The following is a 23,956-nucleotide window of genomic DNA, read 5'->3' on the forward strand; positions in this document are numbered from 1 at the left end:
GACTGCATCTCAAGAAAAGTTGCGCAAGGTGAAAAGATCCGGGGTAGAGTGAAGAACCATGGCAACGCTTCTCTACCGGCTCGGCCGGTTCTCGTACCGGCGCCGCCGCCTCGTCGCGCTGATCTGGGTGGTGCTGCTCGGCGTCTTCGGCGCCGGCGCCGCCACCCTGTCCGGGCAGACGTCCGACTCGTTCTCCATTCCGGGCACCGAATCCCAGGAAGCCCTGGACCTGCTGGCCGACCGGTTCCCCGAGGCCGCCGCCGACGGCGCCCAGGGCCGGGTGGTCTTCGCCGCCCCGGACGGTGAAACGCTCGCCGACCCGGCCAACCAGCAGATCGTGCAGAGCGTCGTCGCCGAGCTGGCCGAGGCGCCGCAGGTCGCCAGCGTCGCCGACCCGTACCAGTCGCAGGCGGTGTCCCCGGACGGCGCCATCGCGTACGCGCAGGTCAACTACGACGTCATGTTCGGTGACCTGTCCGACGAGGCGAGGGAAGGGCTGGACGATGCCGTGCAGGCGGGCCGCGACGCCGGGCTGACCGTAGAGGTCGGCGGCGACGTCGTCGAGGAGGTGCCGGCCACCGGCGCCACCGAGCTGGTGGGTGTGGCGGTCGCCGCGCTGGTCCTGATCATCACGTTCGGCTCGTTCGTTGCCGCCGGGCTACCGCTGCTGACCGCCGTCCTGGGCGTGAGCATCGGCGTCGCCGGCATCACCGCGCTCACCGGGTTCATCGACATGGGGTCCACCACGCCGATCCTGGCGATGATGCTGGGCCTCGCCGTCGCCATCGACTACGCGTTGTTCATCGTGTCCCGATACCGCCACGAGCTGGAGGTCCGCGGCGACGGCGAGGAAGCGGTCGGCCGGGCGCTCGGCACGGCCGGGTCGGCGGTGGCCTTCGCCGGCCTGACCGTCGTGATCGCGCTGTCCGGGCTCGCGGTGGTCGGCGTGCCGTTGCTGACCGAGATGGGCCTCGCGGCCGCGGCCACCGTGCTCGTCGCGGTGCTCATCGCGCTGACCCTGCTGCCGGCGCTGCTCGGCTTCGCCGGCCAGCGGGTGCTCTCCGGGCGCATCCCCGGGCTGAAGGCGCGTGACCCGGAGTCCGACGAAGGAAGGCCCGGCCTGGGTCAGCGGTGGGGCCGGATGGTCACCCGCCGTCCCATCCCGGTGCTCCTGGTGGCCGTGGCCGGCATTCTCGCGCTGGCCGTCCCCGCCCTCGACATGCGCCTCGGCCTGCCCGATCAGGGCACGGCCGGCGCCGAAACCACCCAGCGCAAGGCCTACGACATGCTCGCCGACGGGTTCGGGCCCGGCTTCAACGGTCCGCTGCTGGTGGTGGTCGACACCACCGGCGCCGCCGATCCGCAGCAGACCGCCGGACAGGTGGCGGGCGCCGTCGGCGAGCTCGACGACGTCGCGGCCGTCGTGCCGCCGATGCTCAACCAGTCCGGCGACACCGCGTTGATGACGGTGATCCCGCAGAGCTCGCCGTCCAGCGCGGCGACCGAGGACCTGGTCGGCGACATCCGTGCCGCCGCCGGCGACTTCGAGAGTGCGACGGGCGCCGCCGTCATGGTCACCGGCACCACCGCGATCACCATCGACTTCTCCGAGACGATGAACGACGCGCTGGTGCCCTACCTGGCGCTGGTTGTCGGGCTGTCCTTCGTCCTGCTGGCCATGGTGTTCCGGTCCGTGCTGGTGCCGCTGAAGGCCGCCCTGGGGTTCCTGTTGTCCATGCTGGCGACGTTCGGCGTCACCGTCGCGGTGTTCCAGGAGGGCTTCCTCGCCGACGTCATCGGCGTGGAGCAGACCGGACCGATCGTCAGCCTGCTGCCGATCCTGCTGATCGGCGTGGTGTTCGGGCTCGCCATGGACTACGAGGTCTTCCTCGTGACCCGGATGCGCGAGGAGTACGTCCACGGCGCCTCGCCGAAGCAGGCCATCGTGACCGGCTTCCAGCACGGAGGCAGGGTGGTGGGCGCTGCGGCCATCATCATGATCAGCGTCTTCGCGGGCTTCGTCTTCGCCCACGATCCGATGATCAAGCAGATCGGGTTCGCGCTGGCGGTCGCGGTGGCGCTGGACGCCTTCGTGGTCCGCATGACCATCGTGCCGGCGGTCATGTCGCTGCTGGGCCGGGCGGCCTGGTGGCTTCCGCGCTGGCTCGACCGGATCCTGCCGGACGTCGACGTCGAAGGGGAGCGGCTGACCCGGCGGCTGGAGGCCGGCGCGGAGGCTCAGCAACCTGTTCACACGACGTAGGAATATGCGACAGTGAGCCCCGCCGCGCCACGGTGGCGGGGCCCGCCCGGAGAGGAAACACCGATATGTCTGGTCCAGTGGGTCTACGCGAGCGCAAGAAGGCGGCCACCCGTGCGGCGCTGAGCGCCGCGGCCAACCGGCTGGCCATCGAGCACGGTGTCGAGAACGTGACGGTCGAGGCCATCGCCGCCGCTGCCGACGTGTCGCCGCGGACGTTCCACAACTACTTCTCCAGCCGCGAAGAGGCCATCGTCGCCTCCATCGTCGACTGGGCCGTCGCGCTCACAGACAAGCTGCGCGACCGTCCGGCCGACGAGCCGATCTGGGACTCGCTGCTGGCCGTGCTCCTGGACGGGCTGGAGGACAGCCCCGAGGCCAAGGCCCGGTGGAAGGCCCAGTCCGACATGATCATGGCCAACCCGTCGGTGGTGGCCAGCCAGCTCGCGGCCCTGGACGGCATGCGCCGCCGGGTCACCGCCGCGGTCGCCGAGCGCACCGGCACCGACCCGGCGGTCGATCTCTACCCGCACCTGGCGGGCGGCGTCGCGGCCATGGCGCTCAAGAGCGCGATGGACCTGTGGCTCACCGGCGACTCCGGCCGCGGCATCAAGGACCTCGTCACCGAGGCCTTCGCGATGCTGCGGGCCGGGTTGCCGCAGCCACCGCGGACGCCGTAGCCGGCTCAGTCGCGCTGAGCCAGCGCGTAGTGGCAGGCCACCTGCGTGTCCGTGCCGCCGTCGAGGATCGCCAGGTCGGTGCCGCGGCAGCGGTCGCCGACGCCGATCTCGTCCGGCGCGCCGGATGCCAGCACCTGGCAGCGCACGTGGAAGCGGCAGCCGCCCGGAATGCGCGTGGGGTCCGGCGGCTCGCCCTGCAGCACGACCGGTTCCCCGGGCGCCTCCGGCAGTACCGACAGCAGCGCCTGGGTGTAGGGGTGCTCCGGCGCGGTGAGGATCTTCTCCACCGGCCCGGTCTCGACGATCCGGCCCAGGTACATGACGGCGACCCGGTCGGCAATGTTCCAGGCCAGCCCGAGGTCGTGGGTGACCACCAGCGCGGCCAGCCCGAGGTCGTCGCGCAGCCGCAGCATCAGCGCCAGGATCTCGCCGCGCACGGACGCGTCCAGCGACGCCACCGGTTCGTCGGCGACGATGACCTTCGGATCGAGGACCAGCGCGCCGGCGATGACCACCCGCTGCCGCTGACCGCCGGACAGTTCGTGCGGGAAGCGCAGGAAGAACCGCTCCGGGGGCCGTAGCCCGGCCCGGGACAGCGCGTCGGCCACCCGGTCGCGCTCGTCGGCCACGTCGCCGTGGATGCGCAGCCCTTCGGCGACGGCGTCGTAGACGGTGTGCCGGGGGTTCAGGGAGCCGCTGGGGTCCTGCAGCACCAGCTGGATGTCGCGCCGGTAGGCCTTGAGCGCCCGGCTCGAGTACTCCAGGGGAGTGCCGCGGTGCAGCACGCGCCCGGCCGTCGGCCGCTCCAGCCCGAGCAGCGTGCGGGCCAGCGTCGTCTTGCCGCAGCCGGACTCGCCGACCAGGGCGACGATCTCGCCCTCGCCGACGTCGAGGTTGACGCCGTCGACGGCGCGCGCCCGGCCGCCGCCCCGGCGGGCCTCGAACTCCACGCGCACGTCCTGTGCGGCCAGGATCGGAGTCGTCACGCGTGCTCCTTCGACGCCACGGGCACGAGCGAGCGGCCCTGGTCCGGCAGGACGTGGACGCAGGCGGCGTGGGCTCCGCCGCCGGCCGGCCACAGCTGCGGGTCGATGCGGTCGCAATGCTCCAGCCGGGCCGGACAGCGCGGGTGGAACGTGCACCCCGGGGGTAGATCGGCCGGGTCGGGCGGGTCGCCGGCCAGGCCGCGCGGGTTGCGCCGCGACGACGGGTCGCCGATCGTCGGGAACGCCGCGGCCAGCGCGGCTCCGTAGGGGTGCCGCGCCGCCGCGAACACCTCCGCGGCGGGTCCCTCCTCGACGATGCGTCCCGCGTACATGATGGCCAGCCGGTCGCAGGTGTCGGCCAGCACTGACAGGTCGTGGCTGATCATGAGCAGGCTGATGCCGTTCTCGGCCACCAGCGACTCGATGAGCTTGAGGATCTGCGCCTGGATCATGACGTCCAGCGCCGTCGTCGGCTCGTCAGCGATGATCAGCGACGGGTCGCAGGCCAGCGCCATCGCGATCATGACCCGTTGGCGCTGCCCGCCGGACAGCTCGTGCGGGTAGGCGTCGGCGCGCCGGGCCGGCAGCCCGACATGTTCCAGCAACTCGCCGACCCGCCGCTTCACCTCGGCGTCGCCGGTCTTCTTCGAGTGCAGCTGGATCGGCTCGGCGATCTGGGTGCCGATGCGCTGCACGGCGTTGAGCGAGTGCATCGCGCCCTGGAAGACGATGGAGGCGCCGGCCCAGCGCACCGCGCGCAGCCGCCCCCAGGACATCGTCAGGATGTCCTCGCCGTCGAACATGACCGACCCGGTCATCCGGGCCGACTTCGGCAGCAGCCGCAGCAGCGCCAGCGCCATGGTCGACTTCCCGCAGCCGGACTCGCCGGCCAGGCCGAGCTTCTGCCCGGCGCCGAGGCTGAGGTTCACGCCCCGGACGGCGGGCACGCTGGTGCCAGCCGTCCGGTACGTGACCGTCAGGTCCGAGATCTCCAGCACGCTCACGACTGACGCTCCCTCAGCTTCGGGTTCAGCACGCCCTCGATGGCCCGTCCGCACAGTGTGAACGCCAGCACCACCAGGACGATCGCGATGCCCGGCGGCAGGATGTACCACCACATGCGAGAGCTCACGGCGCCGACGTCTCGGGCGGCCTGGATGGTCGCGCCCCAGGATGCCGTCGTCGGGTCGCCCAGGCCGAGGAAGGCGAAGGTGGACTCGGTGAGGATGGCCGAGCCGACCATGAGTGTCGTCTGGGCGAGCACGATCGGCATGACGTTCGGCAGCACATGCCGGCTCATGACATGCCAGTGCCCGCCGCCCAGGGCCTTGGCCCGTTCGATGTAGGGGCGGGCCTCGACGGCGAGTGTCTGCGCGCGTACCAGTCGCGCCGTCGTCGGCCACGACGTCACGCCGATGGCGATGATGATGGTGGTCAGGCTACGCCCGAGCACGGCGGCCAGCGCCACTCCGAGGACCAGCGACGGCATCACCAGGAACCAGTCGGTGACGCGCATCAGCACCGTGGAGCCGAAGCCGCCGAAGTGACCGGCCAGGATTCCGAACAGGGTGCCGAACGTGATGGAGATGAACGTCGCCCAGAACCCGACCGTCAGCGACACTCGCGAGCCCCAGATGAGCAGGTCGATCATCGACCGGCCGGACCGGTCGGTGCCCAGGAGGAAGTCGCTGCTCGGCCCGTCCAGCGGACTGCCGGGCGGCCGGGTGACGCTGAGCGCGTTGTCGGCGGTGATCAGCGGTGCGAGCAGCGCTGTCAGCACGAACAACGCCAGCACGATCAGGCCGAAGAGTCCGGCCCGGTTCTGCCGGTACTGCCGCCAGAACCGCGCCGCGGTGCGTCGCCGGCGCTCCCACGCCAGCCGCCGCGGACTCGCCGTGGCCACCGTCGCCGGCGCGCTCATGGGCGCACCCGCGGGTCCACGACCGGATAGATCAGGTCGGCGAGCAGGTTCATGAGGATCACCGCCGCGGAGAAGATGATGAACAACCCCTGCACCAGCGGGAGGTCGGGAACGGCCAAGCCGGAGTAGAAGAGCTGGCCCAGGCCCGGCCAGGAGAAGATCGTCTCGACCAGGACCGCGCCGAACACCACGAAGCCGAGGTTCACGAAGATCAGCGTGATGGTCGGCAGTAGTGCGTTCGGCACCGCGTGACGCCGTCGTACGACGATGTCACGCAGGCCCTTGGCCCGGGCGGTGACGATGTAGTCGCTGCCCATCTCGTCCAGCAGCGACGACCGCATGATCATCAGGTACTGCGCGTACACCACCGCCACCAGCGTCGCCAGTGGCAGCACCATGTGGTGGGCGATGTCGGGGATGCGTTCCCAGCCGGTCACCCCGGTGCTCTCCATGCCGCTGGTGGGGAACCAGCCGGCGCCGGAGGCGAAGACCACGATCAGGATCAGGCCGAGCCAGAAGCTCGGCACCGACCACAGCATCAGCGCCACCCCGGAGTTGACCCGGTCGCCGATGCTGCCGTGGTTCCAGGCACCGCGCACGCCCAGCCACAACCCGAGCGTCGCGGAGATCACCACACTGGTGCCGACCAGCAGCACCGTCGGCCAGAGCCGGTCGCCGATCAGGTCGGTGACCGGCCGGTTGTACTGGAACGAGGTGCCGAGGTCCAGGCGCAGCACGCCGGTCAGATAGTCGAGGAACTGCTCGGCCAGCGACTTGTCCAGCCCGAAGTCGCGACGCAGCTGTTCCTGCTGCTCGATGCTGACCGGGCGGCCGTGCGTCATGGTGCGCACCGGGTCGCCGGGGATGATCCGGAACAGGAAGAAGCTGGTCAGGATCACGGCGAAGAGCGAGACCAGCGAGCCGGCCACCTTCTCGCCGTAGTACCGGAGTCTGCGCCGAGCGCCGGACCGGTCCCGCACGCTCTCGGCGAGGTGCGGGACCGGCGCGGTCGGCAGAGCCGAATCAGCCATCTACTCGCGGTCGTCGGCCGCGGCCGACCGGCGGCGCAGCAGCAGGAAGACCAGGGCCAGCACGACCAGCACGGCGGCGACGATGCCGATGATCAGCCCGGTGTTCGAGTCGCCGTCGTCGGAGTCGGAGCCGCCGGCCGCGGAATCGTCGCCCTCCTCGCCGACCGGGACCGCGGACCACCAGCTCCAGTAGCCGTCCTGGCCGTAGTAGTTCCCGCCCGGGTCCGGTTGCGGCGTCATCTCGGCGATGACGTCGGACCGGTAGGCCTCGAGCGCGTCGGCGTAGCCCCACACCACGAAGATGTTGTCTTCGTAGAGCACTCGCTGCATCTCGTGGACGATCTCGGCGCGGGCGTCGACGTCCAGCTCGGACAGCTGCTGGGCGTAGAGCTGGTCGTACTCCTCGTTGCAGTAGTACGCGTCGGACAGGTACGGCCCGCCCACCTCCGTCGGCAGCCCGCTGCACAGGTTGATCGACAGCACGTAGTTCGGGTCGGGGTTGACGTTCCAGCCGGTGGTCAGGATGTCGTAGGTGCCCTCGTCGAGCAGGGAGCCCACCTCGGACACCGGCTCGACCAGCAGCTCCATGCCGGCCTCGCCGGCCCACTCGGCCATCATCTCCGCGGCCTGGACGTACTGCGGGTTGTCGCCGTGCACGTTGAACCGGAACGACAGCGGCCGGCCGTCCGGGCCGACCCGGATGCCGTCGCCGCCCGGCGCGTAGCCGGCCTCGTCGAGCAGCCGGTTGGCCTCGTCGATGTCGAAGCCGATGGCCTCGTCCTCGCTCGGCTCCCAGTGGAACGTGTCGTACCGCGACGGGATGTACCCGCCGTTCGGCTCGCCGTAGCCGCCGTAGGCGACCTCGTAGATGGCTTCCCGGTCGATGGTGTGCACCAGGGCCTGACGAACGACCGGATCCTGCAGCGCCGGATGCCCGTCGCCGAACGGGGTGCCGTCCTGCAGCCGGGCGCCGGGGTTCAGGGTGATCGCCTGGAACCGCTTGCCCTGCGCGTTGTTGACGGCGATGTTCTCCTGGCCGTCCAGGGCGTTGAACTGCGCCGGGGTCAGGTTGTAGACGAAGTCGACCTCGCCGCTGCGCAGCGCCTCGACCTGGGCGTCCGGGTCGTCGATGTAGCGCAGGATCAGCTGGTCGAACTGCGGCGCGCCGCGCCAGTAGTCCGGGTTCGCCTCCAGCGTGATCGACACGTTCGGCTGGTAGTCGGTGAGGATGAACGGCCCGTTCCCGACGATCGGGAACTCCTGGTCGTTGTTGAACGTGCCGAAGTCGTCGACCTGCGACCAGATGTGCTCCGGCAGGATCGGCACGTCCAGCGCGAGCATGGTGACCTGCGGCTCGTTGAGCACGATCTCGACGGTGAACTCGTCGGTTGCGGTCACGGAGGCGAAGTTCTCGACGAAGTTGCCGTTCGCCTCGGCGGCGGCCGGGTCGGTCATCATCGTGTTGAACGTCCACGCGACGTCCTCGGCGGTGACCTGCTCGCCGTCACTCCACATGGCGTCCTCGCGGATGTGATACGTCCAGGTCAGGCCGTCCTCGGAGGTCTCCCACTCCTCGGCCAGCGCCGGGATGGTCTCGCCGGTCTCGGGGTCGTAGTTGGTGAGGAAGTCGTACATCCACCGGTGCATGTTGGTGGTGATCAGCCGGACCGCCTGGAACGGGCTGAGGGAGTCGACCTCCTGCGCGACGGCGATGGTGATCGACGTCGGCTCGGCGTCGGCGGCGGCCGTGGGCGCACCGGCGGCCATGCCGGTGGCGGCCAGTGCCGCGGCGGCCACTCCGGCCGCGAACTTGCCCGGCCGGCCGGCGAACCTGCCCGGACGGGGCCGGATGACGGATGTCGTCATGCGGGTACCTCGCAATCGCGTCGAGGAATGAACGGTAGAGGTACGTCGTAGGCCGGGGCCTCATGCCCCCGGGCTCGCCCACAGACCTTAGACCTGTTGGCGCGTTGGTCTACCACCGGGCCGACATCACGTCAATGGTCTGGACCTGTCTCGTGTGTGAACTGCCTGAGCCGTATGCCTGATCGAGACCAAACTGCAGATCTTCCCGTGACCAGCCCTCGCCGCTGGACGATCGGCGGTGTGAGCGGCGCCACGGCGGAAACGGTGGCACCTGCCGCCAGGGGACAATGGGGCCATGCAGCCACCGCGCGAGGTCGTCATCCTCGGCTCGACCGGTTCCGTCGGCACCCAGGCGGTCGAGGTCGCCGCCAGCAACCCCGACCGGGTCCGGGTGGTGGGCCTGGCCGCCGGCGGCTCGGACCCGGCGGCGCTCGCGGCGCAGGCGCTGCGGCTCGGGGTCGGCACGGTGGCCGTGGCGCACGCCAGTGCCGCGCAGGACCTGCTGCTCGCGTTCTACGCCGAGGCGCAACGGCACGGCTACGAGACCGGGCAGTACCGCGTCCCGCGTGTCATCACCGGGCCCGACGCCGCGGCCGAGCTGGCCGCCGCCGAGTGCGACATCGTCCTCAACGGCATCACCGGCTCCATCGGGCTGGGGCCGACACTGGCGGCCCTGAAGGCCGGCCGGACGCTCGCGCTGGCCAACAAGGAGTCCCTGATCGCCGGCGGTCAGCTGGTCAAGGCCGCGGCGGCGCCCGGTCAGCTCGTGCCGGTCGACAGCGAGCACAGTGCGCTGGCGCAGTGCCTGCGCGGCGGCCGCGCCGACGAGGTGCGCAAGCTGGTGCTGACGGCCAGCGGCGGCCCGTTCCGCGGCCGCGCCCGGGGAGAGCTCACCGACGTCACCCGCGAGCAGGCGATGGCGCACCCGACGTGGAACATGGGCCCGGCCATCACCATCAACTCCGCCACCCTGGTCAACAAGGGGTTGGAGCTCATCGAGGCGCATCTGCTCTTCGACGTGCCGTTCGACGCCATCGAGGTGGTGGTGCACCCGCAGTCCGTCGTGCACTCCATGGTGGAGTTCATCGACGGGTCCACGCTGGCGCAGGCCAGCCCGCCGGACATGCGCATCCCGATTGCGCTGGCGCTGTCCTGGCCCGACCGGCTCGCCGACGCCGCACCCGCCTGCGACTGGAGCACCGCATCCACCTGGGAGTTCATGCCGCTGGACAACGACGCGTTCCCCGCGGTCGAGCTGGCGCGGGCGGCGGGCACCCGCGGCGGCCTCGCCCCGGCCGTCTACAACGCGGCCAACGAGGAGTGCCTGGCGGCGTTCGTCGGCGGGCGGCTGCCGTTCCTGGGCATCGTCGACACCATCGCCCGTATCCTTGACGAGTACGGTGGAGGTGACGCGCTGAGCGTGGACGACGTCGTGGCGGCCGAGGGCTGGGCGCGCGCCCGGGCCCGCGAGCTCGTCGGATCGGAAGAGGAACGCTGACATGGACCTGCTCGCCGTCGTCGGCATCCTGCTCTTCGCCGTCGGCCTGATGCTCTCCATCGCGCTGCACGAGATCGGTCACCTCGTGCCGGCCAAGCTGTTCGGCGTCAAGGTCACCCAGTACATGATCGGGTTCGGCCGCACCGTGTGGTCGCGGCGACGCGGCGAGACCGAGTACGGGTTCAAGGCCGTCCCGCTCGGCGGCTTCGTGCGCATGATCGGCATGTTCCCGCCCGAGCCCGGCGGCCGCAGCAGCGAGCTGCGCCAGTCCAGCACCGGCCTGTTCCAGACCATGGCCCGCGACGCCCGCACCGCCGCGAAGGAGGAGATCGGCCCCGGCGACGAGGGCCGCGTCTTCTACCGCAAGGCGTGGTGGAAGAAGCTCATCATCATGCTTGGCGGGCCCGCCATGAACATCGTGCTGGCCATCTTCCTCGCCGGTGGTGTGCTCATGACCTTCGGCAACCCGGACAAGCCGGTGTACTCGCCGGTGGTGAGCGTCGTCAGCGAGTGCGTCATCCCGGCGTCGCAGGCCGAGGCCGAAGGCGACGACTGCACCGGCTGGCCGGCCGCACCGGCCGCCGAGGCCGGAGTCCTGCCCGGCGACCGCATCCTCGCCGTCGGCGGCACCGAGGTGTCCAGCTGGCCGGAGGTGTCCGCGGCCATCGCGGCGGCCGGGCCGAACACCGTCGACATCGTCGTCGAGCGTGACGGCGCCGAGCGCACCCTGCGGGCGGAGCTCATCCTGGCCGAGCGGCCCGACCTGGACGGAGAAGCCGGCGCGGTGCAGACAACCAGCTTCTTGGGTGTCCAGCCGACCTTCGAGCGGTTCGAGCGCGAGGACGTCGTCGGCACCCTTGGCTGGACCGGCGGGTTCATCAGCAACACGGCGGAGGCGATGTCGCGCATCCCGCAGCGCATGGTCGACGTCTGGGATGCTGCGTTCGGCGGCGCCGAACGCAGCAGGGAGACCCCGGTCAGCATCGTCGGCGCCGGGCGCATTGGTGGCGAGATCGCCTCGGCCGACGAGTTCACCGGCGGGCAGCGGGTGGCCACGTTCGTCATGATGCTGGCGTCGTTCAACATGGCCATCGCGCTGTTCAACCTGGTCCCGCTGCTGCCGCTGGACGGCGGGCACGCCGCCGGCGCCATCTGGGAGGCCATCAAGCGGGCGTTCGCGCGCGTGTTCCGCCGCCCGGAGCCGCAACCCGTCGACGTCGCCAAGGCGCTGCCGCTGGCCTACGGAGTCGCGGTCGTCCTGATCGGGATGAGCGCCCTGCTGATCTACGCCGACCTGGTCAACCCGGTCCGGCTGCTGGGCTGAGAGGTATAGGAGAGGTTCTACATGAGTGTCGCCCTGGGCATGCCCCAGTCGCCCCCGCCGGTGCTGGCGCCGCGGCGCCGATCCCGCAAGATCCGCGTCGGCAAGGTCGAGGTCGGCGGTGACGCACCGATCAGCGTCCAGTCGATGACCACCACCCCCACCACCGACATCAACGCGACCCTGCAGCAGATCGCCGAGCTCACCGCGTCCGGCTGCGACATCGTGCGGGTGGCGGTCCCCAGCGCCGACGACGCCGACGCGCTGCCCGTCATCGCGAAGAAGTCGCAGATCCCGGTCATCGCCGACATCCACTTCCAGCCCAAGTACGTCTTCGCCGCCATCGACGCGGGCTGCGCGGCGGTGCGGGTCAACCCGGGCAACATCAGGAAGTTCGACGACAAGGTCGGCGAGATCGCCCGGGCCGCCAAGGACGCCGGTGTCTCGCTGCGCATCGGCGTCAACGCCGGCTCGCTCGACCCCCGGCTGCTGGCCAAGTACGGCAAGGCCACCGCGGAGGCGCTGGTCGAGTCCGCGGTGTGGGAGGCGTCGCTGTTCGAGGAGCACGACTTCCACGACTTCAAGATCTCGGTCAAGCACAACGACCCCGTCGTCATGGTCCGCGCCTACGAGCTGCTCGCCGAGCGCGGTGACTGGCCGCTGCACCTCGGCGTCACCGAGGCCGGGCCGGCGTTCCAAGGGACCATCAAGTCGGCGACCGCGTTCGGCGCGCTGTTGTCGAAGGGCATCGGCGACACCATCAGAGTCTCGCTGTCCGCGCCTCCGGTCGAGGAGGTCAAGGTCGGCAACCAGATCCTGCAGTCGCTGAACCTGCGCCCGCGCAAGCTCGAGATCGTCTCCTGTCCGTCCTGTGGCCGCGCCCAGGTCGACGTCTACACCCTCGCCGACCGCGTCACCGCCGGCCTGGAAGGCATGGAGGTGCCGCTGCGCGTGGCCGTCATGGGCTGCGTCGTCAACGGCCCGGGCGAGGCCCGCGAGGCCGACCTCGGCGTCGCGTCCGGCAACGGCAAGGGGCAGATCTTCGTCAAGGGTGAAGTGATCAAGACCGTGCCGGAATCGGAGATCGTCGAGACCCTCATCGAGGAGGCCATGCGCATCGCCGAGACCATGGAGTCAGCCGACGACGACACCGCCGGCCCCGTGGTCACGGTCGGATGACAGGGCGGCTCCCCGACCTGACAGAACGTCCGGTGCCTGCTTCACTAGCACCGTGAGGGGGACGCTTGCCCCGGGCGGTGGGGGAGGAGGGGACGCCGTGCTCGGTACGTCGACTGCGGTGCGTCCGCTGATCCAGGCCGACATCGACGACGTCGTCACCCTGCTCGACCAGGCGCCGCACGTCGACGTCTTCGTCGGCTCCCGGGTGCACGCCTCTGGCCTCGCGCCGTCGCGGCTGGCCGGCGAACTGTGGGGGTTCTTCGAGGAGGACCGGCTGCGGTCCATGTGCTACTCCGGCGCCAACCTGGTGCCGGTGGCCGCCAGCGGCCCGGCCGCCCGCACCTTCGCCGACCTCGCGTTGCGCCGCGGCCGGCGCTGCTCGTCCATCGTCGGGCCGGCCGACGCGGTGCTGACCATGTGGGACCTCCTGCGTCCCGAGTGGGGGCCGGCCCGCGAGGTGCGTGCCTGCCAGCCGGTGATGGCGCTGGCGACGGCCTCGAAGGTCGCGCCTGACCCCCTGGTGCGCCGGGTCCGCCCGGACGAGCTCGACCTGCTGCTGCCGGCGGCGGTCGCCATGTTCACCGAGGAAGTGGGCGTCTCGCCCAACGGCACCGACGGCGGCGCCTACTACCGGGCCCGGCTGTCGGAGCTGGTGCGCGCCGGCCGGGCGTTCGCCCGGTTCGACGAGCACGGCATCGTGTTCAAGGCCGAGGTGGGTGCGGTGACGCCGCACGCCTGCCAGGTCCAGGGCGTCTGGGTGCGCCCGGACCGCCGCGGCGAGCGCCTGTCGGTCGGCGGCATGGCCGCGGTGGTGGACACCGCGCTGCGCGAGATCGCGCCGGCCGTGTCGCTGTACGTGAACGACTTCAACCTGGCTGCCCGCAGCGCCTACCGGCGTGTCGGCTTCACCGAGGTCGGCCGCTTCGCCACCGTCATGTTCTGATGTCCGCCGTGCGCCGTCCCTTCCTCGTCCTTGCCGCCGTCGTCCTCGCCATCGGCGGCTGCGCCGGTGACGACGGCGGCGACGACAGCGCCGCGCCGTCCCCGACGCCGTCGGCTGCCACGCCGAGCCAGGCACCGTCGCCGACGCCAACGCCCACGCCGGAGCCGCGTGAGTTCACCCTGGTCGCCACCGGCGATGTCCTGCTGCACGAGCGGCTGTGGGCGCAGGCGCAGCGCGACGCCGGCGCGGGGGAGGAGATGGACTTCGCGCCGCAGCTGGTGAACATCGCACCGGTCGTGACCGCTGCCGACCTGGCCATCTGTCATCTCGAGGTACCGCTGGCGCCGACCGGCGGGCCGTATGAGGGCTACCCGGCGTTCTCGGGGCCGCCGCAGGTGGCCACGGCGTTGGCCGAATCCGGCTACGACGCCTGCACCACCGCCTCCAACCACACGTTCGACCAGGGCGCCGACGGTGTCGACCGCACCCTCGACACGCTCGACGCGGCCGGTCTCGCGCACGCCGGGTCCGCCCGCACTCCCGCCGAGGCCGAGCAGATCACCGTCGTCGACGTCGCCACCGACGCCGGGCCGGTCGCCGTCGCGCTGCTGTCGTACACCTTCGGGTTCAACGGCATCCCGGCGCCGGGCGGTGAGACCTGGCGGGGCAACGAGATCGACCAGGCCCGCATCCTCGCCGACGCCGGCCGGGCCCGGTCCGAGGGCGCCGAGGTCGTCGTCGTGGCCATGCACTGGGGCGACGAGTACGTCCACGAACCCAACCCGCAGCAGAGCGAGCTGGCGCCGGCGCTCATCGCCTCGCCCGACATCGACCTGCTGCTCGGCCACCACGCGCACGTCGTCCAGCCGCTGGAGAACGTCGACGGCGAATGGGTGGTCTACGGCATGGGCAACCTGATGGCCAACCACGCCGAGCCGGAGGGCCCGAAGGCGGAGGGCCTGCTGACCCGGTTCACGTTCACCGAGGACCCGGCGGCCGGCGAGTTCACCGCCGCGGCGGCGGAGTACCTGCCGCTCTATCAGACCTACCAACCGCCGGTCGAGGTGCTGGCCGTGCCGGACGCGCTCGCCAGCGGGGACGTCGGCACGGCGACGGCGGCCCGGCTGCAGGAGGCGCTGGACCGCACCACCCAGGTCGTCGAGAGCCGCGGCGCGGCCGCCGCCGGCCTGAGGTTGCTGGAATCCCCGTGACCGGCCGCCGGACCGCCGGATATCCTCGTCCTTCGTTCCCCCGATCGTCCGTTTGAGCACTGGAGTCCTTCGTGGTCCTGCGCATGTCGACGTTGTTCCTGCGAACCCTGCGCGAGGACCCGGTGGACGCCGAGGTGCCGAGTCATAAGCTGCTCGTCCGGGCCGGGTATGTCCGGCGTGCCGCGCCCGGCATCTACTCGTGGCTGCCGCTGGGCTACACGGTCCTGCGCAATGTCGAGAAGATCGTGCGCGAGGAGATGGACGCCATCGGCGCGCAGGAGGTGCACTTCCCGGCGCTGCTGCCGCGCGAGCCCTACGAGGCCACCAACCGGTGGGAGGAGTACGGCGACACCCTCTTCCGGCTCCAGGACCGCAAGGGGGCGGACTACCTGCTCGGCCCGACCCACGAGGAGATGTTCACGCTGCTGGTGAAGGACCTGTACTCCTCGTACAAGGACCTCCCGCTGTCGCTGTACCAGATCCAGACGAAGTACCGGGACGAGGCACGGCCCCGGGCCGGCATCCTGCGCGGCCGCGAGTTCGTCATGAAGGACTCCTACTCCTTCGACGTCTCCGACGAGGCGTTCATGAAGTCCTACCTCGCCCACCGCGGTGCCTACATCAAGATCTTCGACCGGCTCGGCCTCGACTACGTCATCGTCAAGGCCACGTCGGGTGCCATGGGCGGTTCGGCCAGCGAGGAGTTCCTGGCCACGGCGGTGAACGGCGAGGACACCTACGTCCGTTCGCCCGGCGGGTACGCGGCCAACGTCGAGGCGGTGACGACACCCGTGCCGCCGCCGGTGCCGTACGACGACGTGCCCGCCGCGCACGCCGAGGACACCCCGGACACGCCGACCATCGAGACCCTCGTCGACCACCTCAACGAGCACTTCCCACGTGAGGACCGGCCCTGGCAGGCCGCCGACACGCTGAAGAACGTGCTGGTGGTCCTGCGCCAGCCCGACGGCACGCGGGAGCCGCTGGCCATCGGCGTCCCCGGCGATCGGGACGTCGACGAGAAGCGGCTGCAGGCCCAGGTCGAGCCGGCCGTCGTCCAGCCGTTCACCGAGGACGACTTCACCGCGCACCCGGCGCTGGCCAAGGGCTACATCGGGCCGGGCGTGCTGGGCGAGAAGAACGCGTCGGGCATCCGGTACCTGGTCGACCCCCGCGTCGTCGAGGGCACCCGCTGGGTCACCGGCGCCGACGAGCCCGGCCGGCACGTCATCGACCTGGTGGCCGGGCGCGACTTCACGCCCGACGGCACCATCGAGGCCGCCGAGGTGCGCGCCGGCGACCCCGCGCCCGACGGTTCCGGCCCGCTCGAGACCGCGCGCGGCATCGAGATGGGGCACATCTTCCAGCTCGGCCGCAAGTACTCCGAGGCCCTGGGCCTGCAGGTGCTGGACGAGAACGGCAAGCTGGTCACCGTCACCATGGGGTCCTACGGCGTCGGCGTGTCGCGCGCCGTCGCGGCCGTCATCGAGAACTCCCACGACGACGCCGGCATCATCTGGCCGCGCGAGGTCGCGCCGGCCGACGTCCACCTCGTCGCCACCGGCAAGGACGACGCCGTGTTCGCGGCCGCCGACCAGCTGGCAACGCAGCTCGACGCCGCCGGCGTGCGGGTGCTGTACGACGACCGCCGCGGCGTCAGCCCAGGCGTGAAGTTCAAGGACTCCGAGCTGATCGGCGTGCCGACCATCGTCGTCGTCGGGCGGGGCCTGGCCGACGGTGTCGTCGAGGTCAAGGACCGCCGCAGCGGCGACCGCGAGAACGTGCCGGTCGCCGACGCGGTGTCGCATCTGTCGCGGCTCGTCGTGGCATAGGATCCCGCTCATGCATCGGCTGTTCCCGGTCACCCCGCCCCCCGCTCTCTAGCGGGGCGCGTCTCTGCGCGCCGGCCGTCCGCCTGAGGACGGCCGGCTTCCTCGTCGTGTCCCGCTCCCGCGTCATGTCGGCATTCGTCGCTGGAGCTGATCCGTGGAACACGCTCGAACCCTCCAACCGTCCGCGCCCGTGGTGGCGCGGACGCATCTGTTCGCCGTCATGGGCGCCGGTCTCCTGTGGGGGACCGGCGGACTGACCGGCGTCCTGCTCATCGACCGCACCGGCCTGTCACCGCTGGCCGTCGCCGCCTATCGGCTGGCGATCGGCGGTGCGCTCGTGGTCGGCTGGCTGGTGCTGTCCGGCCGGCTGCGCCGGTTGCGCTTCACCGGCCGCGGCGGCCGCAGGCTCGTCGTGCTCGGCCTGCTCGCCGCCTGGTACCAGAGCTGCTACTTCGCCGCGGTCTCCCTGACCTCGGTGAGCCTGGCGACGCTGATCACGCTGGGGTCGTCGCCGGTGCTGGTGGTGGCGGCCGAGAGCGTACTGGCCCGGCGCCGGCCGGACCGCCGCACCGTGCTGGCCATCGCCGCCGCCGCGGCCGGGCTGGCGCTGCTGGTGGGAACGCCGGCCACCGGTGACCCTGCCGCGGCACTCGGCGGCGCCGCCTGCGCACTGGCTTCCGCCGCCGGCTTCGCCGCCATCACGATGCTCGGCGCCCGGCCGGTCGACGACCTCGGCCCGCTGCCGACCGTCGGGCTGTCGTTCTGCGTCGGCGGCGCGGTCCTGCTGCCGGTGGCGGGACTGACCGGTGGGCTGGCCGTCGGCCTCGACACACCGACGCTGGGGCTACTGGTGTTCCTGGGGCTCGCCCCGACGGCGTTGGCGTACGGCCTGTTCTTCGCCGGCCTGAGCACGGTGGCCACCGGGTCGGCCGCGCTGATCGCCCTCCTGGAGCCGCTGACGGCGGCGGTCCTGGGTGCCGTCGTCCTGGACGAACGGCTCGGCGCGGCCGGGCTGGCCGGTGCGGTGCTGATCGGCGCGGCGGTGTTGACGACGTCGCTGCGCCGTCGGCGGTGAGCCACCACCGGCCGGCGGCGGTCACCCCACCCGGTCGTCGAGTCCTGGGAAGGCTGCCGGTTCGCCGCCCCAGGACAGCGCGGCGACCGAGGCCGTGACCACGGCGCGGGCGGCGAGCTCGCGCAGCTCGGGAGTGTCAGCGGCCGCCACCAGGTCGGCGTACAGCGCGGCCAGCCGCTGCTCCATGGTCACGGCCAGGCGCCGGGCCGCGGCGTCGTCGGCGACCGGTTCGGGCAGCGTATAGCCCGGCTCGGCGGCCACCGGTTCGGCGCCGGCGGCGCGGATCGCCGCGGCCAGGGCGTCGCGCTGATGGCGGTGGGCGCCCAGGGCGCGACGGGCCGGCTCGCCGCCGTCGGGCAGGTGTGCGCCGGCGACGCCGTAGCCGTAGACGCAGGCGTGCTCGCCGGCCAGCGCCGCCTGCGCGGCGTCGGTGCTGCTCACGGCCGCGGTCATGCCGCCGCCAGGACGACGCCGTGGCCGGCCTCGGCGGCGGCGATCGCGGCGAGCATCGCCGCCAGGCGGGGACCGGTGGCGGCCAAGCAGTCGGTCACGCGGGCCTCGCCGGCGGCCCGCTCGGCCTCGACGACGGCGGCCAGCGCGGCCGCCGGGTCGGCGGGCACGTCGGCGCCCGGCGCGGTGTCGCGGGTGCCGAACGGCAGCGGGCCGTCTTCGCGCAGCGCGGCCAGGTGCTCGTCGTGGTGGGCGGTCAACGGTGCCAGCCGCTCGGCGAGGCCCGGGTGGGCGGCGACGGTGGCGGCGTGCAGCGCCAGCAGGACCTGCTCGCCGTGTACCGCGTTCCACCGCACCTTGACGTCCGCGTCCAGCGCCTCGCGTGACCCTGGCGCGGCCTTGGGCCGGGTGTCGGCGGAGCAACCGGCCAGCGCCGTTCCGGCCAGTGCCACCGCGACCGGTGCCCCCAGGAACGTCGCGAGTAGCCGCCGTCGTGGCGCGTCCACCGTCTCGATCACGTGGGACACCGTAACCTGCCCGGCCATCGCTGTAGTGTTGGCTACTCTTGACGGCAGGACGTCAAGTAGCCGGGCCAGTACATGAGACAACTCGACATCGAGGAGGCGCACGGATGACCGCCGCTACCCGTGACCTTCTACAGCAGGTCATCGAGCCGGTCGTGGAGTCCGAGGGCCTCGACCTCGAAGCCCTCGACATCAGCCAGGCGGGCCGCCGTAGCCGGGTGCGGATCGTGGTCGACGCCGACGGCGGGGTCGATCTCGACCGGTGCGCCGAAGCCTCCCGGCTCATCTCGCGCGCGTTGGACGACTCCGACGTCATGGGCGAGCACCCGTACACCCTCGAAGTGAGTTCACCGGGCGTGTCGCGCCCGCTGACGCTGCCGCGGCACTGGCGGCGGGCGTCCGGACGGATGGTGCGGGCCGTGCTCCACGAGGGCGACGACGTCACCGGCCGGGTCGTCGCCGCGGGTGAGGAAGCCGTCGTCCTCGAGGTCGACGGCGCCGGCGAACGCGAGGTCGCGTACGGCGACATCCGCAAGGCCAAGGTCCAGGTCGAGTTCCGCCGCAGCGGGGACGACGACGCAGACATCGAAGAGGAGTGACGAGTAACCCGTGGACATCGACCTTTCGCTCCTGCGAGCACTGGAGCGAGAGAAGGACATCTCCTTCGACCTCGTCGTCGAGGCGACGGAGCGTGCCCTGCTGCTGGCCTACCAGCGCACCGGGAGCCACCAGCCGCGCGCCCGCGTCGAACTCGACCGCAAGTCCGGGCACGTCACCGTCTGGGCGCAGGAGGTCGACGAGGACGGCGCCGTCGTGCGGGAGTGGGACGACACCCCGGAGGGTTTCGGCCGGATCGCCGCCACCACCGCGAAGCAGGAGATCCTGCAGCGGCTGCGCGACGCGGAGGACGAGAACACGTTCGGCGACTTCCTCGACCGTGAGGGCGAGATCGTCTCCGGCACCATCCAGCAAGGCCGCGACCCACGCACCGTCATGGTCAACCTCGGCAAGGTCGAAGCGGTGCTGCCGCCGGCCGAGCAGGTGCCGGGGGAGCAGTACGAGCACGGCAGCCGGATCCGCTGCTACGTCGTGCAGGTGCGCAAGGGGCTGCACGGCCCTGTCGTCACCGTGTCGCGCACTCATCCCAACCTGGTGAAGAAGCTGTTCACGCTGGAGGTGCCCGAGATCGCCGACGGCACGGTGCGGATCGCGGGCATCGCGCGCGAGGCCGGACACCGTACGAAGATCGCGGTGCACGCCACGGTCGCGGGTGTGAACGCCAAGGGCGCCTGCATCGGCCCGATGGGCTCGCGGGTGCGCGCGGTCATGACGGAGCTGCACGGCGAGAAGATCGACATCGTCGACTGGTCCGACGACCCTGCCGAACTGGTCGCGCACGCGTTGTCGCCGGCGCGGGTGCAGCGGGTCGAGATCGTCGACGAGCAGGCTCGTTCGGCCCGGGTGACGGTGCCGGACTTCCAGTTGTCGCTGGCCATCGGCCGGGAGGGACAGAACGCCCGGCTGGCCGCGCGGCTGACCGGTTGGCGCATCGACATCAGGTCCGACACCGAGCCGGAGACCTCGGATCGGCCCGCCGACGCTCCCGCGTGAGCGTTTCACTCCCGATAGACGCTAAACTGTTCCGGTGAGAGACCGCGCGTCCGGCCGGTCACCTGTGCGCACCTGCATAGGTTGCCGGTCCCGTGCGGCGAAGTCCGAACTGCTTCGCGTCGTCGCGGGAGGTGTCGGCACACCTGGTGTGCTGGTTCCCGACCACGACGGCCGGCTCCCGGGCCGGGGTGCGTACCTGCATCCGAGTCCGGGGTGCCTCGAATCAGCCGAGCGACGTCGGGCGTTCTCGCGTGCTTTGCGCCGCGAGGGGCCGCTCGACGTCACAGAGCTGCGTCGGTGGCTTGCCGAGCAGGAGGATCCATCCGGACGGCCGACACGGCCGGCCGGCCAGGCAGAAGGAGACACGACGTGACGCTCACGAGCGCTCAATGAGCACGCAGCGATGAGCACGCGCACCACCTAGCCGGTCCGAGCCGACACGCCCGGGCCGAGAAGGAGAGCAGTGGCAAAGGTCCGGGTACACGAGCTCGCTAAAGAGCTCGGTGTGACGAGCAAGGACGTCCTCGGCAAGCTGGGCGACCTCGGAGAGTACGTCAAGTCGGCGTCATCGACCGTCGAGGCACCCGTCGTCCGCAAGTTGCGGGAGGCGTTCGCCAACCAATCATCCACCAGGCCCACCAAGCGTGCGCCTGGTCGTCCGGGCGTGTCCGCACGTCCGGCACCACCCGCGCAGGCCGCGCCGGGCGGTGCGGCCGCAGACGGCACGTCGCCGGCACCGGCGGCACCATCGGCACCGGCGGCACCATCGGCACCGGCCACACCGGCTGCTCCGGCCACACCGGCCGCGCCGGACCGGCCCGCCCCGCGGCCCGGTCCTGCCGACCAGCCGTCGGCGCCTGAATCCGCCCGGCCGACTCCGGCTCCGCGGCCCGGCCCGCGTCCGTCGGCGCCGGCCCCCAGCCAGCGCCCGGCCGACCAGGGCCAGCGTCCGGCCGATCAGGGTCAGCGGCCCGGCGGTCAGGGTCAGCGTCCGGGTGGGCAGGGTCAGCGCCCGGCGCAGGGTTCGCCGCGCCCGGGTTCTGCTCCGCGTCCGGGTGGCGGGGCACCGCGTCCCGGTGCGCCCAAGCCCGGCCCGGCATCGCGCCCGGGCGGTCCCCGTCCCGGGAACAACCCGTTCGGCGGCGAGAGCACCGGCATGGGCCGGCCTCGTCCCGGCGGCGGCCCGCGGCCGGGCAACAACCCGTTCTCGTCCGGTGGTTCCACCGGCATGCAGCGCCCTGGCCAGCGCCGCGACGGCGACAACCGGGGCAGTTCCGGTGACCGTCCGGCGCCCCGCCCGGGCGCCTCGGCGGGCCCCGGTGGCCCACGTCCCAACCCGGGCATGATGCCGCCTCGGCCGTCCAGCCGTCCCAGTTCCGACCGTGGCGGTCGCCCGGGTGGCGGCGGTGGCGGTGGCCGTGGCGGCCCCGGCGGTGGCGGCGGTGGCCGTCCCGGTGGTGGCGGCGGCGGTGGCCGTCCTGGCGGTGGCGGCGGCTTCGGTGGCGGCGGCGGTCGTCCCGGTGGTGGCGGCGGCTTCGGTGGCCGTCCCGGCCCCGGTGGCCGTGGTCGCGGTGGCACGGCCGGCGCGTTCGGCCGTCCCGGTGGCCGGCCGGCGAAGAGCCGCAAGAGCAAGCGGCAGAAGCGCCAGGAATACGACAACATGCAGGCGCCCAGCATCGGCGGCGTGCGGCTGCCGCGCGGCAACGGCGAGGCAGTCCGGCTGCCGCGTGGTGCGTCCCTGGCCGACTTCGCCGAGCGGATCGACGTCGACCCCGCGCAGCTGGTGCAGGTGCTCTTCGGTCTCGGTGAGATGGTCACGGCCACCCAGTCGGTGGACGAGGACACCTTCCGGGTGCTGGGCGAGGAGCTCGGCTACGACATCCAGATGGTGTCGCCGGAGGACGAGGACCGCGAGCTGCTGGAGTCGTTCGACATCGACTTCGATGCCGAGGACGACGGCAACGCCGCGCCGCGCCCGCCGGTGGTCACCGTCATGGGCCACGTCGACCACGGTAAGACGAAGCTCCTGGACGCCATCCGCAAGGAGAACATCGTCGAGTCCGAGGCCGGCGGCATCACCCAGCACATCGGTGCCTACCAGGTCTACGTCGAACACGACGGCCAGCAGCGAGCGATCACCTTCATCGACACCCCGGGTCACGAGGCGTTCACCGCCATGCGTGCCCGTGGTGCTCAGGTGACCGACATCGTCATCCTGGTCGTGGCGGCCGACGACGGCGTGATGCCGCAGACCATCGAGGCGCTGAACCACGCGCAGGCGGCCGGCGTGCCGATCGTCGTCGCGGTCAACAAGATCGACGTCGAGGGTGCCAACCCGGCGAAGATCCGCCAGCAGCTCACTGAGTACAACCTGGTGGCCGAGGAGTACGGCGGCGACACCATGTTCGTCGACGTCGCGGCCAAGCCGGGTGTCAACATCGACAAGCTGCTCGAGGCCGTCCTGCTGACCGCAGACGCGGCGCTGGACCTGCAGGCCAACCCGGACATGGCGGCACGCGGTGTCGCGATCGAGGGTCACCTCGACCGCGGCCGTGGCCCGGTGGCCACCGTCCTGGTGCAGCGGGGAACGCTGCGTCCGGGCGACGCCATCGTCACCGGCCAGTCCTACGGCCGGGTCCGGGCGATGCTCGACGAGTACGGCAAGCAGGTCGAGGAGGCAGGCCCGGCGCGTCCGGTCCTGGTGCTCGGCCTGACCGCGGTGCCCGGCGCCGGCGACAAGTTCCTCGTCGCCGACGACGACCGCACGGCGCGCCAGATCGCCGAGAAGCGAGAGGCCATGGAGCGCAACGCGGCGCTGGCCAAGGCGCGTAAGCGGGTCACGCTCGAGAGCTTCATGGCCGAGAGCAAGGTCGAGACGCTGAACCTGATCCTCAAGGGCGACGTGTCCGGCTCGGTCGAGGCACTCGAGGACGCGCTGCTCAAGATCGACGTGGGCGACGAGGTCAACCTCAACATCATCCACCGCGGCGTCGGCGCCATCACGGCCAACGACGTCAACCTCGCCTCCATCGACCAGGGAATCATCATCGGCTTCAACGTCCGGCCGCAGAGCCGGACGGTGGAGGACCTGGCCGACCGCGAGGGTGTGGAGATCCGGTACTACTCGGTCATCTACTCGGCCATCGAGGAGATCGAGGCGGCCCTCAAGGGCATGCTCAAGCCGGAGTTCGAGGAGGTCCAGCTCGGTACCGCGGAGATCCGTGAGGTCTTCCGTTCGTCCCGTGTCGGCAACATCGCCGGGTGCATGGTCACCAACGGCATCATGCGGCGCAACGCCTCGGCCCGGCTGGTCCGGGACGGCGTGGTCGTGGGGGAGGCCCTCACGGTCGTGTCGCTGCGACGGGAGAAGGACGACGTCACCGAGGTCCGCGAAGGTTTCGAGTGCGGTATCAGCCTCGGCAACTTCAACGACATCAAGATCGGCGACTCCATCGAGACGTACGAGATGAAGGAGAAGCCGCGCGGCTGACGCCCGTGGTGGCCGGCGTCGGAGTTCACCTCCGGCGCCGGCCCTTCAGCTCGGCGGTCGTGAAAGGGCCGGCCTGGA

Annotated in this window: 20 protein-coding genes; 13 read left to right on the forward strand and 7 right to left on the reverse strand. The window is 71.7% G+C overall.

Translation table 11 applies throughout. The annotated features are described in order from the left end of the window. Positions 1 to 58 precede the first annotated feature (58 nt). On the forward strand, positions 59 to 2,263 hold the full coding sequence (locus tag JIAGA_RS0109900) for an MMPL family transporter (protein ID WP_026875535.1): 2,205 nt from the start codon (positions 59 to 61) through the stop codon (positions 2,261 to 2,263). Positions 2,264 to 2,328: 65 nt separating this feature from the next. Continuing rightward, the gene (locus JIAGA_RS0109905) at positions 2,329 to 2,940 is read left to right on the forward strand and encodes a TetR/AcrR family transcriptional regulator (protein WP_026875536.1); all 612 of its coding nucleotides are present in this window, start codon (positions 2,329 to 2,331) and stop codon (positions 2,938 to 2,940) included. A 5-nt stretch (positions 2,941 to 2,945) separates the two neighbouring features. On the opposite strand, the gene JIAGA_RS0109910 is transcribed toward JIAGA_RS0109905, so the two are convergent. Genes JIAGA_RS0109910 through JIAGA_RS0109930 form a run of 5 tightly spaced genes read right to left on the reverse strand, consistent with a single transcriptional unit; the run spans position 2,946 to position 8,744 of the window. Further along, positions 2,946 to 3,926, reverse strand: a complete 981-nt coding sequence (locus JIAGA_RS0109910; RefSeq protein ID WP_026875537.1) for an oligopeptide/dipeptide ABC transporter ATP-binding protein — start codon at positions 3,924 to 3,926, stop codon at positions 2,946 to 2,948. Next, a complete protein-coding gene (locus JIAGA_RS28815; RefSeq protein ID WP_051425921.1) occupies positions 3,923 to 4,930 on the reverse strand; it encodes an ABC transporter ATP-binding protein in 1,008 nt (335 codons plus the stop codon). Before JIAGA_RS28815 ends, JIAGA_RS0109910 begins: the two co-directional genes overlap by 4 nt. Continuing rightward, positions 4,927 to 5,847 (reverse strand): ABC transporter permease, encoded by a 921-nt coding sequence (locus tag JIAGA_RS0109920; RefSeq protein WP_026875538.1) that lies wholly within the window; start codon positions 5,845 to 5,847, stop codon positions 4,927 to 4,929. Before JIAGA_RS0109920 ends, JIAGA_RS28815 begins: the two co-directional genes overlap by 4 nt. Next, positions 5,844 to 6,878 carry an ABC transporter permease gene (locus JIAGA_RS0109925; protein ID WP_026875539.1) on the reverse strand — a complete coding sequence of 345 codons (1,035 nt, stop codon included), beginning with the start codon at positions 6,876 to 6,878 and terminating at the stop codon, positions 5,844 to 5,846. The genes JIAGA_RS0109920 and JIAGA_RS0109925 overlap by 4 nt, the downstream gene beginning before the upstream one ends. Continuing rightward, entirely contained in the window at positions 6,879 to 8,744 is a 1,866-nt protein-coding gene (locus JIAGA_RS0109930) for an ABC transporter substrate-binding protein (RefSeq protein ID WP_026875540.1), read from the reverse strand. It abuts the gene before it with no gap. 295 nt (positions 8,745 to 9,039) lie between these two features. Between JIAGA_RS0109930 and dxr the strand changes: the two genes are divergently transcribed. From dxr to JIAGA_RS0109965, 7 genes are all read left to right on the forward strand, one after another. Continuing rightward, a complete protein-coding gene (dxr, locus tag JIAGA_RS0109935) occupies positions 9,040 to 10,242 on the forward strand; it encodes a 1-deoxy-D-xylulose-5-phosphate reductoisomerase (RefSeq protein ID WP_026875541.1) in 1,203 nt (400 codons plus the stop codon). A 1-nt stretch (position 10,243) separates the two neighbouring features. Beyond that, complete coding sequence (locus JIAGA_RS0109940; RefSeq protein ID WP_026875542.1) at positions 10,244 to 11,566, forward strand: M50 family metallopeptidase; 1,323 nt, start codon at positions 10,244 to 10,246, stop codon at positions 11,564 to 11,566. A gap of 21 nt (positions 11,567 to 11,587) precedes the next feature. Beyond that, complete coding sequence (gene ispG / locus JIAGA_RS0109945) at positions 11,588 to 12,742, forward strand: flavodoxin-dependent (E)-4-hydroxy-3-methylbut-2-enyl-diphosphate synthase (protein WP_026875543.1); 1,155 nt, start codon at positions 11,588 to 11,590, stop codon at positions 12,740 to 12,742. A 97-nt stretch (positions 12,743 to 12,839) separates the two neighbouring features. Further along, a complete protein-coding gene (locus JIAGA_RS0109950) occupies positions 12,840 to 13,685 on the forward strand; it encodes a GNAT family N-acetyltransferase (RefSeq protein WP_051425922.1) in 846 nt (281 codons plus the stop codon). Next, entirely contained in the window at positions 13,685 to 14,896 is a 1,212-nt protein-coding gene (locus tag JIAGA_RS28820) for a CapA family protein (RefSeq protein ID WP_035812343.1), read from the forward strand. The genes JIAGA_RS0109950 and JIAGA_RS28820 overlap by 1 nt, the downstream gene beginning before the upstream one ends. An 83-nt stretch (positions 14,897 to 14,979) precedes the next feature. Next, positions 14,980 to 16,728 carry a proline--tRNA ligase gene (locus tag JIAGA_RS0109960; protein ID WP_245597149.1) on the forward strand — a complete coding sequence of 583 codons (1,749 nt, stop codon included), beginning with the start codon at positions 14,980 to 14,982 and terminating at the stop codon, positions 16,726 to 16,728. A 154-nt stretch (positions 16,729 to 16,882) separates the two neighbouring features. Further along, the gene (locus tag JIAGA_RS0109965) at positions 16,883 to 17,803 is read left to right on the forward strand and encodes a DMT family transporter (RefSeq protein ID WP_035812344.1); all 921 of its coding nucleotides are present in this window, start codon (positions 16,883 to 16,885) and stop codon (positions 17,801 to 17,803) included. Between the two features lie 21 nt (positions 17,804 to 17,824). Here the strand turns inward: JIAGA_RS0109965 and JIAGA_RS0109970 are convergent, their stop codons facing one another. Both JIAGA_RS0109970 and JIAGA_RS33000 read right to left on the reverse strand, forming a co-directional pair. After that, positions 17,825 to 18,244 carry a ferritin-like domain-containing protein gene (locus JIAGA_RS0109970; protein ID WP_026875547.1) on the reverse strand — a complete coding sequence of 140 codons (420 nt, stop codon included), beginning with the start codon at positions 18,242 to 18,244 and terminating at the stop codon, positions 17,825 to 17,827. A gap of 8 nt (positions 18,245 to 18,252) precedes the next feature. After that, positions 18,253 to 18,771, reverse strand: coding sequence for a hypothetical protein (locus tag JIAGA_RS33000; protein WP_157552952.1), 519 nt, complete (start codon positions 18,769 to 18,771; stop codon positions 18,253 to 18,255). 113 nt (positions 18,772 to 18,884) lie between these two features. On the opposite strand from JIAGA_RS33000, the gene rimP reads away from it, so the two are divergent. The 4 genes from rimP to infB all read left to right on the forward strand — a co-directional run bounded on the left by rimP (position 18,885) and on the right by infB (position 23,878). Further along, positions 18,885 to 19,376, forward strand: a complete 492-nt coding sequence (gene rimP / locus JIAGA_RS0109980) for a ribosome maturation factor RimP (RefSeq protein ID WP_026875548.1) — start codon at positions 18,885 to 18,887, stop codon at positions 19,374 to 19,376. Positions 19,377 to 19,386: 10 nt separating this feature from the next. After that, entirely contained in the window at positions 19,387 to 20,388 is a 1,002-nt protein-coding gene (nusA, locus tag JIAGA_RS0109985; protein WP_026875549.1) for a transcription termination factor NusA, read from the forward strand. A gap of 34 nt (positions 20,389 to 20,422) precedes the next feature. After that, complete coding sequence (locus JIAGA_RS33780) at positions 20,423 to 20,761, forward strand: DUF448 domain-containing protein (protein ID WP_157552955.1); 339 nt, start codon at positions 20,423 to 20,425, stop codon at positions 20,759 to 20,761. A gap of 90 nt (positions 20,762 to 20,851) precedes the next feature. Further along, the gene (gene infB, locus JIAGA_RS35620) at positions 20,852 to 23,878 is read left to right on the forward strand and encodes a translation initiation factor IF-2 (RefSeq protein WP_051425924.1); all 3,027 of its coding nucleotides are present in this window, start codon (positions 20,852 to 20,854) and stop codon (positions 23,876 to 23,878) included. Positions 23,879 to 23,956: the final 78 nt, after the last annotated feature.

It is taken from the genome of Jiangella gansuensis DSM 44835, assembly GCF_000515395.1.
Taxonomy (GTDB): Bacteria; Actinomycetota; Actinomycetes; order Jiangellales; family Jiangellaceae; genus Jiangella; species Jiangella gansuensis.